This is a genomic window from Novosphingobium sp. (genome assembly GCF_030696665.1).
Lineage (GTDB): Bacteria > Pseudomonadota > Alphaproteobacteria > Sphingomonadales > Sphingomonadaceae > Novosphingobium.
Genome location: NZ_JAUYRV010000046.1, coordinates 107,111 through 120,420, shown reverse-complemented (window position 1 = coordinate 120,420; position 13,310 = coordinate 107,111). Strand labels below are relative to the sequence as shown.

Here is a 13,310-nt window from a genome sequence, read left to right as displayed (position 1 = left end):
GCCCGCAACACCAACGGGAGAATTGCGTCGATGATCGAAACCAGCTGCTCGGCCTTGCTGCTGTTCGGCGCGACCGGGGATCTTTCCCGCCGCATGCTGTTGCCTTCGCTGTACGCGTTACATGAAGATGAGCTGATTTCCCCCGATCTGCGTATCGTCGGCACCGCCCGGTCCGAACACAACGATGACGAATTCCGGGAATTTGCGCGCAATGCCCTTGCCGAGTTCCTGCCTGAAGACCGCAAGGACGAAGCCAAACTGGCAAGCTTCCTTGATCGGCTTGAATATCAGACGCTGGACGCGTCAAACGTGGATGGCTTTGGCGATCTGGCGAAGAAGCTGGGCGATACGTCGTGCGGCCTCTCGATCTTCCTGTCCACCGCGCCGTTCCTGTTTGAACCCACCATCGAAGGGCTGAAGCGCGCCGGTCTTGCCCACACCAACGTGCGGATCGGGCTTGAAAAGCCGCTGGGCAACGATCTTGCCTCGTCCACCCGCATCAACGATGCAGTGGCTGCAGCCTTTGCCGAGGAACAGATTTTCCGCATCGACCATTACCTTGGCAAGGAGACGGTCCAGAACCTTATGGCCCTGCGCTTTGCCAACATGATGTTCGAACCGCTGTGGAATGCGGGCGGGATCGATCACGTGCAGATTACGGTGAGCGAAACTGTGGGCCTTGAAGGGCGCAAGGGGTTTTACGACGATACCGGCGCGATGCGTGACATGGTGCAGAACCACATGCTGCAATTGCTGGCGCTGACGGCGATGGAGCCGCCCGCGAACCTTGATGCCACGTCGATCCGTGACGAAAAGGTCAAGGTGCTGCGTGCGCTTCGTCCTGCGAAGGCCGAGGAAATGGTGCGCGGACAGTATCGCACTGGCGCGGTCAAAGGCACATCCGTTACCGGCTATCAGGAAGATCTGGGCGAGGCTTCGGACACCGAGACGTTCGTTGCGATCAAGGCGCATGTCGACAACTGGCGCTGGACCGGGGTGCCGTTCTATCTGCGCACCGGCAAGCGGCTGAGCGAGCGGCGCAGCGAAATCGTCGTCGAGTTCAAGCAGGTGCCGCATAATGTGTTTTCCGAGCGTGGCGGGCGTTTGCGCGCCAACCGCCTCGTCATCCGGCTCCAGCCTGAGGAATACGTGCGGTTGCAGGTTATGGCCAAGGAGCCGGGGCTGGACCGTGGCGGGATCGTGCTGCGCGAAGTGAACCTCGACCTTTCGCTGACCACCGCATTTGCCAAGGCGCGCCGCCGGATCGCCTATGAACGTCTGCTGCTTGACCTGATCGAGGGGGAGCAGACGCTGTTCGTGCGGCGTGACGAGGTGGAAGCGCAGTGGAAATGGGTCGATGCGATCCGCAAGGTCTGGGCCGATACCGGCATGGAAGCCAAGCCCTATGCCGCTGGCAGCTGGGGACCGAATGCCGGCATCGCGCTGACCGAGCGCGATGGAAGGAGCTGGAATGACTGAACCTGTGCCAGTTGCGGTTGAATGGGCTGAGCCGGGCGATGCGGCGGCGGTGGCGGATCATATCGCCCGCGTCGTTGCCGCGCCGGGGCATAAGCGGATTGCCTTTACCGGCGGTTCCACGCCGATCAAGGTGCTGGCGCTGCTGAAGGATCGCCCGCTGGACTGGGCGAGCGTGACCATTGCGCTGACCGATGATCGCCGCGTTCCTGACGATCATGCTGCCAGCAATTTCGGCAAGATTCATGGGGCGCTGGGATCATCGGGCGCGGCGTTTGAACGGCTTGAGGAAGGCGCAGACGTTGCGCCTTTCGATCTGGTCTGGCTGGGTATGGGGGAGGATGGGCACGTTGCATCACTGTTCCCCGAAATGACGGCGCACGTCCGCCCCGGTCCGACGGTGATTGCAACCACGCCGATCCCGCTGCCGCCCGAAGCGCCGTTTGACCGGCTGACGCTCAACGCAAAGGCGCTCAAGGCGACGAAGGAGATCATCCTCGTTGTCACAGGCACTTCGAAGAAGGCGCTGATCGAGCGCGCGATTAACGGGGACGACCGTTACCCGGTTACCGATTTCCTGCGCGGATATGGCCCGCCCGTCACTATTTACTGGAGCGAATGATGCCGCTGAACCCCACTGTCGAGCGCGTCACCCAACGCATCATCGAGCGTTCGCGCAACACGCGCGCCGCCTATATCGATCTGATCGAGCGATCGCGCGCGCAGGGGTTGAACCGGCCGCAGTTGTCTTGCGGAAACCTTGCGCATGGCTTTGCCGCATCGGGTGATGACAAGGCGCTGATCAAATCGGGCAGGGCGATGAATATTGGCATCGTCACCGCTTATAACGACATGCTTTCGGCGCATCAGCCCTATGGCCGCTACCCCGAGCAGATCAAGATTTTCGCGCGTGAAGTGGGCGCGACGGCCCAGGTGGCGGGCGGCGTTCCGGCGATGTGCGACGGCGTGACGCAAGGGCAGGATTCGATGGAACTGTCGCTGTTCAGCCGCGACAACATTGCGATGGCCGCCGTTGTGGGCCTCAGCCATGCGATGTTCGAAGGCGCGCTGTTGCTGGGCATTTGTGACAAGATCGTGCCGGGGCTGCTGATCGGATCACTGCGCTTCGGTCACCTGCCGACGATCCTTGTGCCTGCAGGCCCGATGCCTAGCGGGCTGCCTAACAAGGAAAAGGTCCGCATTCGCCAGCTTTACGCCGAGGGCAAGATTGGGCGGGACGAACTGCTGGAAAGCGAGAGCGCCAGCTATCATTCGGCGGGCACCTGCACGTTCTATGGCACGGCCAATTCCAACCAGATGATGATGGAAATGATGGGCCTGCACATGCCCGGCTCCAGCTTCGTCCAGCCCGGACAGAAGCTGCGGCAGGAACTGACGCGCGCGGCGACGCACCGGGTGGCGCAGATCGGATGGGACGGGGATGACTACCGCCCGCTCGGTCGCTGCGTCGACGAGAAAGCCATCGTCAATGCCATTGTCGGCCTGCTGGCGACGGGTGGATCGACCAATCATGTGATCCACCTGCCCGCCATTGCGCGCGCTGCCGGTATCCAGATCGACTGGGACGATATGGATGACCTGAGCCGCGTCGTGCCGCTGGTCGCCAGCGTCTATCCCAACGGGGCAGGCGATGTGAACGCCTTCGCGGCGGCGGGCGGCATGCCCTATGTGATCCGCGAACTGATCGGTGCAGGGTTGGCCCATGCCGATATCATGACGGTCTACGGCAAGTCTTTGGACGAAGGCGCGCAGGAGCCGGTGATGGACGGCGATGCGTTGGCGTGGGAGCCTGCGCCGGAAGTCTCGGCCGATGAAGCACTGCTGCGCCCGGTTGCCGCGCCGTTTCAGCCCGAAGGCGGTTTCCGCTTGCTTCGCGGCAATCTGGGGCGTGGGACGATCAAGGTCAGCGCCGTGGATCCATCGCGGTGGACGATCGAGGCACCGTGCCGGGTGTTTGAAGACCAGAACTCGGTACTGGCCGCATTCAAGGCGGGCGAGTTGGAGAAGGACGTCGTCGTTGTTGTCCGGTTCCAGGGTCCGGCGGCGAATGGCATGCCAGAACTGCACAAGCTGACCCCGCCGCTTGGCGTGCTGCAGGATCGCGGATTCAAGGTGGCGCTGGTGACCGATGGCCGCATGTCGGGCGCTTCGGGCAAGGTTCCGGCCGCCATCCACGTCTCGCCGGAAGCCAAGCTTGGCGGCGCGCTGGCCAAGTTGCGCGATGGCGATGTGGTGAGGGTTTGCGCCACGACCGGGGAACTGACCGCGCTGGTGGCTGAAGCAGAATGGAACAGCCGCACCGATTCTGTTGCGCCCCCTGCCGCCATTGGCGTAGGGCGCGAAATCTTCGCACTGATGCGGGACCATTCGGACCCGGCGGAGCGGGGTGGTTCGGCAATGCTGGCGGCGGCAGGTCTCTGATCCGCTTGGCCTGAGCAAGAACAATTCGGGGGATGGGATGCAGGTTGTTGCGGTCGATATCGGAGGCACGCACGCGCGCTTTGCGATTGCAGAGGTCGAAGCCGGGCGCGTGCTTTCGCTGGGCGAGGCGGTAACGCTGAAGACGGCTGAACATGGCTCGTTCCAACTGGCATGGGAAGCGTTCGGCCAGACGCAGGGTGCTGCGCTGCCAAAGGCTGCTGCTATCGCTGTCGCGGGACCGGTTGGCGGTGAGGTAATCAAGTTCACCAACAACCCGTGGATCATCCGCCCGGGCTTGATCCCCGAAAAGCTGGGCGCGGAACAGTATGTTGTGGTCAACGACTTCGCTGCGGTTGCCCACGCGGTGGCGCAGGCTGATGCAGACCACTTTCTGCATCTTTCAGGCCCGGACGAAGCCTTGCCTGAGCGCGGCGTTGTCAGCGTTGTCGGACCAGGCACGGGGCTTGGCGTCGCGCAACTCTGGCTTGATCCTGCGGGCTATCGCGTGGTTCCGACCGAAGGCGGGCACATCGATTTTGCTCCGCTCGATTCCATTGAGGACGCAATTTTGGCGGGCCTGCGCAAGCGGCATCGCCGGGTCTCAGTTGAACGGGTGGTTGCAGGGCCGGGCATTGTCGACATCTACGAAGCGCTGGCGCACCTGCAGCACCGCCCATTCACACAGCGCACCGACCGTGAGCTGTGGGAGCTTGGCACATCGGGCACGGACAGCCTTGCCGCAGCGGCAGTAGACAGGTTCTGCTTGTCACTTGGTAGCGTGGCGGGCGATCTTGCGCTGGCCCACGGTGCGACCGGCGTCGTCATGGCGGGCGGACTTGGCTTGCGGATCAAGGACACGTTGTCGCGTTCAGGCTTTTCGGATCGGTTTAGGGCCAAGGGGCGGTTTGAAGGGCTGATGGCTGCCATACCCGTAAAACTGATCACCCACCCGCAGCCCGGCCTGTTCGGCGCTGCCGCCGCTTTTGCGCAGGCGCACGCCAACTGACAATTGTGCCTGTTGGCAAGTTGTCATCTGACGAGCAGCGATCCGTATGTGATTCAGGTACAACTTAATCGGCCAATTAAATTTTGGTGGATTCGTTGTGCTGAGGCGGTATGCCTTATGCAGACGCGCTGAGCGCAGACGGCCGAGAGAGAGGGTTCCCACATGGACTATGAGACCATTCGCGTTGAACGTATCGGCGATGTTCTGAAGATTGTGCTCAACCGGCCAGAACGGCTCAATGCCTGCCCGCCGAACATGGCGCTGGAACTGGCAACTGCCCTGACCGATCTTGCCGGTGCGCGCGCTGTGCTGATCACCGGTGAAGGCCGCGCGTTCTGTTCGGGCGCTGATCTGGCAGCGAGGGGAGACCGTTCAATTGCCGGTGGCCGAGGCGCTTACACTGCGCTTACACAAGCGTATAACCCGCTGATGCTGACGCTTTCGCGCTTGTCGGTACCGGTTGTCACAGCCGTCAACGGACCGGCAGCTGGCGTTGGATGTTCAATTGCGCTGGCGGCCGATTTCGTCGTTGCTGGGCGGAGCGCATATTTCCTTCAAGCCTTCGTCAATATCGGCCTGGTGCCTGATGGTGGTGCATCGTGGATGCTGGCGCGCCTGATCGGCAAGGCCCGCGCAACGCAGATGATGATGCTGGGCGAAAAGATCGGCGCGGAAAAGGCAGAGACTTGGGGGCTTATCTATAAGGCCGTGGACGACGCAGCCCTACAGGACGAAGCGATGGCGCTGGCCACACGGCTTGCGGCCGGACCGACCGTCGCACTGGGCACAATGCGCCAGAATCTCGCCAAGGCGCTTGAGGCGGATTACGCCAGTGCCCTGCTGGTCGAAGCCGAAGGCCAATGGCAGGCGGGCGATAGCGCGGACGCCGGCGAAGGCGGAAAGGCGTTTCTTGAAAAACGGAAGCCTGCCTTCACGGGCAAGTAGCCCTACCGGCGGTGCGCGGCTTAAACGCGCGCCGCCCTCATCTCAGCGTGTCATTTCGTCGTCGAGGAACGCCGCGACTTCGTTGAGGTCGACATCCTTGGCGAGGAACGTCTCGCCAATTCCACGCATCAGCAAAAAGGGCAGGGTGCCCGCATCCATCTTCTTGTCATGAAGCATGTGGCCGGCCAGCCGACGGCCGTTGCAGTCCAGCCCCAATGCCTTGATCGAAGCGGGTAAGCCGATGCCGCCGATATGCGCGCCAATCCGCGCAGCGTCTTGACCAGACATCAAGCCTTGCCGCGCCGAAAAACGCGCCGCCAGCACCATGCCCAAGCCGACGCCTTCACCGTGCAGCAGACGGTCGGAGAAACCAGTCTCCGCCTCCAGTGCATGGCCAAAGGTGTGTCCAAGATTCAGCAATGCGCGGATGCCGGCAGTTTCCTTTTCGTCCGCTGCAACTATCCGCGCCTTGGCTGCCACGCTTTTCGCGATTGCTGTTTCGCGAGCCGACGAATCGCCGGCCAGCAGTTTGGCACCATTGGCTTCGCACCATTCAAAAAACGGCGCGTCATCGATCAATCCGTACTTGATCACCTCGGCGTAGCCCGCGCGCGTATCGCGCAGAGGCAGTGTATCCAATGCCAGCGGATCGGCCAGGACCAGCGCCGGTTGGTGGAATGCGCCGACGAGGTTTTTGCCCGCAGCCGTGTTGATTGCGGTTTTTCCGCCGACGCTTGAATCGACCTGCGCCAGCAAAGTCGTCGGGATCTGGATGAAGCCGCAGCCGCGCTTGACCATCGAGGCTGCAAAGCCGGTCAGGTCTCCGATTACCCCACCGCCCAAAGCGATTATGTTGTCCTTGCGTTCAACTTCCTGCGCCAGCAACCAGTCTACCACCCGCGCAAGCTGTTCCCAACTCTTGGTGCCTTCGCCAGCGGGCAGGATCAGCCAATCGCTGGCCACGCCGACTGCAGAAAACGACGCTTCAACCTTTTGGCGCCATGATGCTGCTACGTTTTCGTCGGTCACTATGGCAACGCGGTCCTTGCGCAGGAAAGGACGGCAATGTTCACCTGCCCGTTCCAGCAGGCCCGTTTCGATTCGCACGTCGTAGGGCGCGCCAGCGATGGCGACGGGGATTACAGCCATTGATCGATTGCTTTCAGGATCTTGTTTGCAGTCACGTGGTGCGGCTGTACCCCGCTGACCACGTGGATCGGGGCTTGAGAATAGAACGGCGCGCGCTCATCCTTGAGCCGAGCCAGAATTTCGCGTGGATCTCCGGTTCTCAGCAAGGGGCGATTGTCCTTCCGGCCAACGCGCTCGATCAGTGTATCGACATCACAATCGAGCCAGATGGCGATGCCTTTGTCGAGCAACAGCGTGCGTGTTCCTTCATCGCAGAAAGCGCCTCCACCCGTAGACAAGACCTTGCGGTCGGTGTGGCGTCCGCTCCCAACAAGCCGCGCAATCACTCGGCGCTCGCCATCGCGAAAATAAGGCTCGCCATATGTTTCGAAAATTTCGGGAATGGGCATATGCGCGGCGCGTTCGATTTCCTCGTCAGCGTCGACAAAAGGCAGATGCAGCATCGCCGCCAGCTTTCGGCCAACGGTGGTCTTGCCCACACCCATCATGCCGACCAAAACCAACGGCCGATCAATCCGGCGCGCGATACGGCCGATTTCCGATAAGCTGAGGAAGGCCGTATCTTGTTCCATTGCCGCGCCGCCTATACTTGCGCTAGTGCCGGTTGCAAGTATCGCCTGAAGTGTCGCAACCGCCGGGCGTGGCCTGGCCGCAAACCGGATGCGCGTAAATGAAGAAGCTTGCCGTGGTCGGCGCAATCGCACTGATCGCAATTCTGTCAGTAGCATGGGTTAAGGGTGGGGCGCAGCCAATGCAGTGGATCGAACAGCCGGTAACGCCGGGAACTGCGCCTGCTGGAGCCTCTCGATGATTCGTAAACGCTTCCTCTGGTTGGGCGGTGCGGCTGCGTTGGCAGCAGTGTCGGGCACATTGTTGGCGCAGGAATCGCTGCTGCCCCCGGGTTTTGATAATCCCGCACCGCAAGCACGGCCTGCGCCGCAACGTAGCAACGCACCTTCTCGCGCTCCTGCTCCTGCGCCGCGCGCTACAACCAGCACAGCACAACCGGTTGCAAGCCAAAGTGCAGCGTCTGCCGCACCCGGTGTGACAACGACTTCGACCCCGGTGGTCCAACCCTTGCCGGTCGGCAGTTCTACTCGTTCAGTTGGTGGTGGAGGCCTGAGCGACGAGGCGCTGCTCAACTCTATCGATCCTGCGCTCCTTGCCAAGCTTATCGAATCCGCCCGCCCGAAGTCGGACATTCCTGCGGCCGGGCAGCGCAGCCTTGCCCGCGTTGGTGTGATTGACGAGAGTGATGGCGGTTTTCCCGCGCTATCGACTTACTATCTCAACGGTGCATTCGTCGAAGGTATGGTCGGCAAGATGCGTGGGCGTTTCGTCTCGCGCTGGGGTCACATCCTTGCACGGCGGGTGCTGGCAAGCCGGCTTGCGACGCCCGTTGGCATGAACGGGGCTGAGTGGGCAGCGATGCGGGCGCAATTGCTGCTGCGCATGGGCGAAGCGGACGCAGCGCGCGCTATGGTCCAGTCGGTCGACAGCGGGAATTTTACACCGGGGCTTGAAGACGCGGCGCTGGCAAGCTTTATCGCGACGGCCGATCCCGTTGGTCTGTGTCCCATTACCGCGCTCACAGCGGCGGGGCGGCCCGGCAACGACTGGGATCTTGTTCGTGCGATATGTTCGGCTTTTGCCAACGAAGGCTCGAACGCGATGTCGCAGCTTGATCGTGCCATGCGGCAGGGCAAAGGTCGCAAGATCGACATTCTGCTGGCCCAGAAATTCGCTGGCGCTGCCACCAACGTGCGCCGCGCGGTAAAGATCGAGTGGGAAGACGTCGACGCGTTGACCCCGTGGACGATCGGCCTGTCCTTTGCCACCGGCGTTGAACCGCCTCAGGCTCTGCGGGACAAGGCTGGTTCAAATTACGCTGTGCTGGCGCAGCGCGCGCCGATGCTACCGCTGAAATCACGCGCGCTAGCTGCCGATGTCGCGGCCGCGCGCGGATTGATGTCTGCACGCGCGATGATTGATCTTTACAGCGAGGTTTACGCAGAGCGTGAAGGCGGCAACGATCAGCCAGACCAATGGTCAGGCAGGGCAGAAACCTTGCGCAAAGCTTATGTTGCAGGGGAGCAGGCTGAGCGTCTTGAGGCGATCCGGACGCTGTGGGGTGATGGTAGCGACCCGGATCGCGCGTTTTCCGGCCTTGTTCTGACCTCGCATGCGGCAGCGCGGGTGCTTCCGAGTGATGGGATCGCGGATAGTGCAGCGCCGCTGATTGCATCCATGCTGACCGCAGGGCTTGATCGCAACGCGCTGAAATGGGCACCGTTCTGTCCCATTGGCAGCGAAGCGTGGGGCCTGCTGGTTCTCGCAAATCCCGGCCGGTCCAATCAGGTCAACAGCGAAGGCCTCAACGCCTTTGCATCCGACGACGATTCAGAAGCATCGTTGCGGTCGCAGTTCCTGTTGGCCGGCCTGATGGGACTTGAGCGTGTCGATCAGGCCGCAGCGCGCAACTTTGCCGGGAAGTTCGATCTCGATCTTGCACGGAAAACGCGGTGGAGCAGCGCGATTGAAAATGCGGCAGCGTCCAATAATCAGGCGCTTGTGGCTTTGCTTGCGGCGTTCGGTATGCAGGGTGAACGTTGGGACCGGATGACCCCGCTGCACCTTTACCACATCGTGTCGGCGCTCCATCGGGTGGGGCTGGATGGTGAGGCCCGGATGATTGCTGCCGAAGCCGTCTCGCGCGTTTGATCCGGTGAAGGCCAAAGCCGAAGCTGAGGTTGAAAGCTTTCTGGCGATGCTGGCAGCACAGCGCGGGGCTGCGGCAAATACGCTTGCTGCCTATCGGCGAGACTTGGTTGGTGCGGCAGAGGTGATCGGTCCGCTGGCAGCGGCGACGCGTGCCGACATCACGCACCTTGGCGAGGCGTGGATTGATCTTGCGCCTTCATCGCTGGCCCGAAAGGCGTCGGCACTGCGGCAGTTTTACGGATTTCTGGTGGATGAGGGGATCCGGGCGGACGATCCTTCGCCCGCCTTGCCGCGTCCGCGTCTGCACCGCCCACTACCCCGGTTGCTGGGGCATGAGGAAATTGCAGCGCTTTTCCGCGCGGCTGAGGACGATGCAGCAGGCGGCACGCCTGAAGGGCTGCGCATGCTGGCGTTCCTCGAACTGCTCTATGGGTCAGGTCTGCGCGCAACCGAACTGGTCGCGCTGCCGCTGGCATCCGTCCCGCGCGACGCGCCTTTCCTGACGATTGTGGGCAAAGGCAGCGTGCAGCGCATGGTGCCGATTTCTGGACGGGCGGCCCGCGCGCTTGCGGATTGGCTGGTTGCCAGAGGGAAGGGGGGCCGCTTCGTCTTTCCATCGCCGCGCGGCGGGCACCTGTCGCGCGTGCGGCTGTTCCAGTTATTGCGCGATCTGGCACTGAGGGCCGGGCTTGATCCCGAAAAGGTCAGTCCGCATGTGCTTCGACATGCCTTTGCCACGCATCTGCTTGAGGGTGGCGCCGACCTGCGCGTGCTGCAGACGCTGCTGGGCCATGCCGATATTGCGACGACGCAGATCTATACGCACGTCGATTCGGCCCGCCTTGTTACACTCGTCAACCAGCGCCACCCGTTAGCGCGTGGCTGAGCGATTGCCCGGGAGTTGACCAAATCGACGCTCGCGCCTAGCGGAAGGGCCATGATTTCCTATCTCGAGTTCGAAAAGCCGGTCGCCGCGCTCGAAGCCCGCATTGCCGAACTGCGCGAGACAGCGCAGGGCGGCGATATCGACATCACGTCCGAGATCCGGCGGCTTGAAAACAAGTCTGCCGAATTGCTCGCCAGCACCTACAAGGCGCTGACGCCGTGGCAGAAGACGCAAGTCGCTCGCCACCTGGCGCGGCCGCACTTCAAGGACTATGTTGAGCGGATATTCACTGATTTCATGCCTTTGGGCGGTGACCGCCTTTACGGCGAGGATCAGGCAATCGTGGGCGGCTTTGCCAAGCTGGCTGCTGAATTCGGCGGGCGGCGGGTCATGGTGATCGGGCACGAGAAGGGCCATGATACGCAAACGCGCATCCGCCACAACTTCGGCATGGGCAAGCCCGAGGGTTACCGCAAGGCGATCCGCCTGATGGAAATGGCCGGCCGATTCGGCCTGCCGGTGGTGACGCTGGTCGATACATCGGGCGCATTTCCCGGTGTCGAGGCGGAAGAGCGCGGCCAGGCAGAAGCTATTGCACGCTCGACCGAGGCTTGCCTTGCGCTTGGTGTGCCGATGGTTGCGACGATCGTGGGTGAGGGCGGTTCGGGCGGTGCAGTTGCACTGGCGAGTGCTGAGCGCGTGCTGATGCTGGAACACGCGGTCTATTCCGTGATTTCGCCCGAAGGCTGCGCCTCAATCCTCTGGCGCACGTCCGAAAAGGCTGCCGACGCTGCCGAAGCCATGAAGGTGACCGCTCAGGATTTGCACGGGCTGGGCGTGATTGACCGCATCGTGCGTGAACCGGTGGGCGGCGCTCATCGTGATCCTGACGGAACCTGCATCACGCTGGGCAACGCGATTTCGGAAGAGCTTGCTGCGCTGGTCGGCAAGCCTGCGGACGAGCTGCGCAATCTTCGAGCGGAACGTTTTCTCCGAATCGGTGCCTGAAGCGGCAAGGCCGCTGGCAATCGGGAACCGGATTTGCGACAAAGCGCTTGAGCGGGACGTACGGGCTTAACCAGCTAGACTGGTCATAGGCCTCACAAAACCCGCCTGCCTGTCGATACCGGAGAGAACAAGATGCCAATTGCCCGCCATTCGCGCGCTGCCCTGCTGACCGTCACCGTACTGGCGGCGTCAGTCTTGCCAGCTTGGATTCTGCAGACCGGCAGTGCTGCGAATGCACAGGGAGCGGTGCAGTCCATCAGCGCAGCCGACAAAAAGCAGGGTGCCGAAGCCCACCCGCAGCTTTTGCAGGAATTCGGCGGCCCTATGACCGGCGCGCAGGCAACCTATGTTGAGCAAGTGGGCAAGACCATTGCGCTGCAATCGGGTCTCAGCAACGCAAAGGGCGATTTCACCGTCACCTTGCTGAACTCACCGGTCAACAACGCCTTCGCAATTCCGGGCGGCTATATCTATGTTACCCGCCAACTAGCGGCGTTGATGAACAATGAGGCCGAGCTTGCCGGCGTGCTGGGGCATGAAGTTGGTCACGTGGCGGCGCGCCATTCAAACAAGCGGCAGAGCGCGGCGACCCGCAACTCGATTCTCGGGGCGCTTGGATCGGTTCTGGCAGGTGCAGTTCTGGGCAACAGCGCATTGGGCAAGATCGGGCAGGAGATTTTCTCCACGGGCAGCCAGCTGCTTACGCTGAAATATTCGCGCGGGCAGGAAACCGAAGCCGACAATCTTGGCATCGCCTACCTCCAGCGCGCCGGTTACGATCCGCGCGCGATGTCGTCCGTGTTGCAAAGTCTGGCCAACCAGAACGCGCTTGATGCAGCGATCAAGGGCACTGGTAACCAGGTGCCACAGTGGGCGAGCACGCACCCCGATCCAGCCTCGCGCGTTCGCGCCGCTTTGAGCCGGGCCGGTACGTCGACCGCCGGGCGGACAAACCGTGATGTGTTTTTGAACAGCATCAACGGCCTGACTTATGGCGATGATCCGGCGCAAGGCATTGTGGACGGTTCGCGCTTTACGCACCCGTCTCTGCGACTCGCCTTTCAGGCGCCAAACGGCTTCTACCTTGTGAATGGCACCCGTTCCGTTGCCATCTCCGGTCAAAGCGGGAAGGGCGAGTTTTCGAGCGCCAGCTACAGCGGCAATCTCGACAGCTATATTCGCACCGTGTTTTCGGGTCTTTCCAGCGAGCAGCAATTGGCCCCGCAAACGATTGAGCGGACGACGGTGAACGGATTGACCGCTGCTTACGGTACTACGCGTGCCACAAGCGGCAACGGCCAGGTGGATATCGTGGTCTATGCCTACGAATTTGGCCCCAACCAAGCGTATCATTTTGCGACGATGAGCCAAGCTGGGCAATCATCACAGTTCGATTCGCTGTTCCGCTCGCTCCGCCGCATCAACGCGACAGAGGCCACGGCGGTCAAACCGCGCCGCGTTTCGCTGGTAACTGTAAAATCTGGCGACACGCTGCAATCGCTGTCTGCCAAAATGGCCTTCACCGACAAGCCGCTCGAACGCTTTCTGGTGCTCAACGGCATGACATCGTCGAGCAAGCTGACGGCAGGACAGAAGGTCAAGCTGGTCGTTTATTGAGCGGGGCAGCAGCCCAACTTGGCCATTGGCGCACGTGGTGCGCGCACAAACGAAAAGTGG

Annotated in this window: 12 protein-coding genes; 10 read left to right on the top strand and 2 right to left on the bottom strand. The window is 62.0% G+C overall.

The annotated features are described in order from the left end of the window. Nucleotides 1–30 precede the first annotated feature (30 nt). From zwf to Q8R81_RS13435, 5 genes are all read left to right on the top strand, one after another. Nucleotides 31–1,479, top strand: coding sequence for a glucose-6-phosphate dehydrogenase (zwf, locus tag Q8R81_RS13455; RefSeq protein ID WP_305618627.1), 1,449 nt, complete (start codon nucleotides 31–33; stop codon nucleotides 1,477–1,479). Beyond that, nucleotides 1,472–2,098 (top strand): 6-phosphogluconolactonase, encoded by a 627-nt coding sequence (locus Q8R81_RS13450; RefSeq protein ID WP_305618625.1) that lies wholly within the window; start codon nucleotides 1,472–1,474, stop codon nucleotides 2,096–2,098. The genes zwf and Q8R81_RS13450 overlap by 8 nt, the downstream gene beginning before the upstream one ends. Beyond that, a complete protein-coding gene (edd, locus tag Q8R81_RS13445; RefSeq protein WP_371135368.1) occupies nucleotides 2,098–3,918 on the top strand; it encodes a phosphogluconate dehydratase in 1,821 nt (606 codons plus the stop codon). Before Q8R81_RS13450 ends, edd begins: the two co-directional genes overlap by 1 nt. A 37-nt stretch (nucleotides 3,919–3,955) precedes the next feature. Continuing rightward, nucleotides 3,956–4,924, top strand: coding sequence for a glucokinase (locus Q8R81_RS13440; protein WP_305618621.1), 969 nt, complete (start codon nucleotides 3,956–3,958; stop codon nucleotides 4,922–4,924). Between the two features lie 162 nt (nucleotides 4,925–5,086). Next, nucleotides 5,087–5,869 carry an enoyl-CoA hydratase-related protein gene (locus Q8R81_RS13435; RefSeq protein ID WP_305618619.1) on the top strand — a complete coding sequence of 261 codons (783 nt, stop codon included), beginning with the start codon at nucleotides 5,087–5,089 and terminating at the stop codon, nucleotides 5,867–5,869. A 42-nt stretch (nucleotides 5,870–5,911) separates the two neighbouring features. Here Q8R81_RS13435 and aroB read toward each other — a convergent pair whose 3' ends face one another. Both aroB and Q8R81_RS13425 read right to left on the bottom strand, forming a co-directional pair. Further along, nucleotides 5,912–7,018 (bottom strand): 3-dehydroquinate synthase, encoded by a 1,107-nt coding sequence (aroB, locus tag Q8R81_RS13430; protein ID WP_305618618.1) that lies wholly within the window; start codon nucleotides 7,016–7,018, stop codon nucleotides 5,912–5,914. Then, nucleotides 7,009–7,590: a shikimate kinase gene (locus tag Q8R81_RS13425; protein ID WP_305618616.1), complete on the bottom strand. Its 582-nt coding sequence runs from the start codon at nucleotides 7,588–7,590 to the stop codon at nucleotides 7,009–7,011. Before Q8R81_RS13425 ends, aroB begins: the two co-directional genes overlap by 10 nt. Nucleotides 7,591–7,688: 98 nt before the next feature. Here Q8R81_RS13425 and Q8R81_RS13420 point away from each other — a divergent pair, with 98 nt between their 5' ends. The 5 genes from Q8R81_RS13420 (at nucleotide 7,689) to Q8R81_RS13400 (ending at nucleotide 13,250) form a co-directional block, all read left to right on the top strand. Further along, entirely contained in the window at nucleotides 7,689–7,829 is a 141-nt protein-coding gene (locus tag Q8R81_RS13420) for a hypothetical protein (protein WP_305618614.1), read from the top strand. 233 nt (nucleotides 7,830–8,062) lie between these two features. Next, a complete protein-coding gene (locus Q8R81_RS13415) occupies nucleotides 8,063–9,739 on the top strand; it encodes a hypothetical protein (RefSeq protein ID WP_305618612.1) in 1,677 nt (558 codons plus the stop codon). A gap of 4 nt (nucleotides 9,740–9,743) precedes the next feature. Next, nucleotides 9,744–10,625 (top strand): tyrosine recombinase, encoded by an 882-nt coding sequence (locus Q8R81_RS13410; RefSeq protein WP_305618610.1) that lies wholly within the window; start codon nucleotides 9,744–9,746, stop codon nucleotides 10,623–10,625. Between the two features lie 51 nt (nucleotides 10,626–10,676). Next, nucleotides 10,677–11,633: an acetyl-CoA carboxylase carboxyltransferase subunit alpha gene (locus Q8R81_RS13405; protein WP_305618608.1), complete on the top strand. Its 957-nt coding sequence runs from the start codon at nucleotides 10,677–10,679 to the stop codon at nucleotides 11,631–11,633. A gap of 132 nt (nucleotides 11,634–11,765) precedes the next feature. Next, nucleotides 11,766–13,250, top strand: a complete 1,485-nt coding sequence (locus Q8R81_RS13400) for a M48 family metalloprotease (protein WP_305618606.1) — start codon at nucleotides 11,766–11,768, stop codon at nucleotides 13,248–13,250. Nucleotides 13,251–13,310 lie beyond the last annotated feature (60 nt).

Coding starts and splice junctions, on each gene's coding strand:
- Q8R81_RS13400 (WP_305618606.1), top strand. CDS start 11,766: ATGCCAATTGCCCGCCATTCGCGCGCTGCCCTGCTGACCGTCACCGTA.
- Q8R81_RS13440 (WP_305618621.1), top strand. CDS start 3,956: ATGCAGGTTGTTGCGGTCGATATCGGAGGCACGCACGCGCGCTTTGCG.
- zwf (WP_305618627.1), top strand. CDS start 31: ATGATCGAAACCAGCTGCTCGGCCTTGCTGCTGTTCGGCGCGACCGGG.
- Q8R81_RS13420 (WP_305618614.1), top strand. CDS start 7,689: ATGAAGAAGCTTGCCGTGGTCGGCGCAATCGCACTGATCGCAATTCTG.
- edd (WP_371135368.1), top strand. CDS start 2,098: ATGCCGCTGAACCCCACTGTCGAGCGCGTCACCCAACGCATCATCGAG.
- Q8R81_RS13450 (WP_305618625.1), top strand. CDS start 1,472: ATGACTGAACCTGTGCCAGTTGCGGTTGAATGGGCTGAGCCGGGCGAT.
- aroB (WP_305618618.1), bottom strand. CDS start 7,018: ATGGCTGTAATCCCCGTCGCCATCGCTGGCGCGCCCTACGACGTGCGA.
- Q8R81_RS13405 (WP_305618608.1), top strand. CDS start 10,677: ATGATTTCCTATCTCGAGTTCGAAAAGCCGGTCGCCGCGCTCGAAGCC.
- Q8R81_RS13435 (WP_305618619.1), top strand. CDS start 5,087: ATGGACTATGAGACCATTCGCGTTGAACGTATCGGCGATGTTCTGAAG.
- Q8R81_RS13425 (WP_305618616.1), bottom strand. CDS start 7,590: ATGGAACAAGATACGGCCTTCCTCAGCTTATCGGAAATCGGCCGTATC.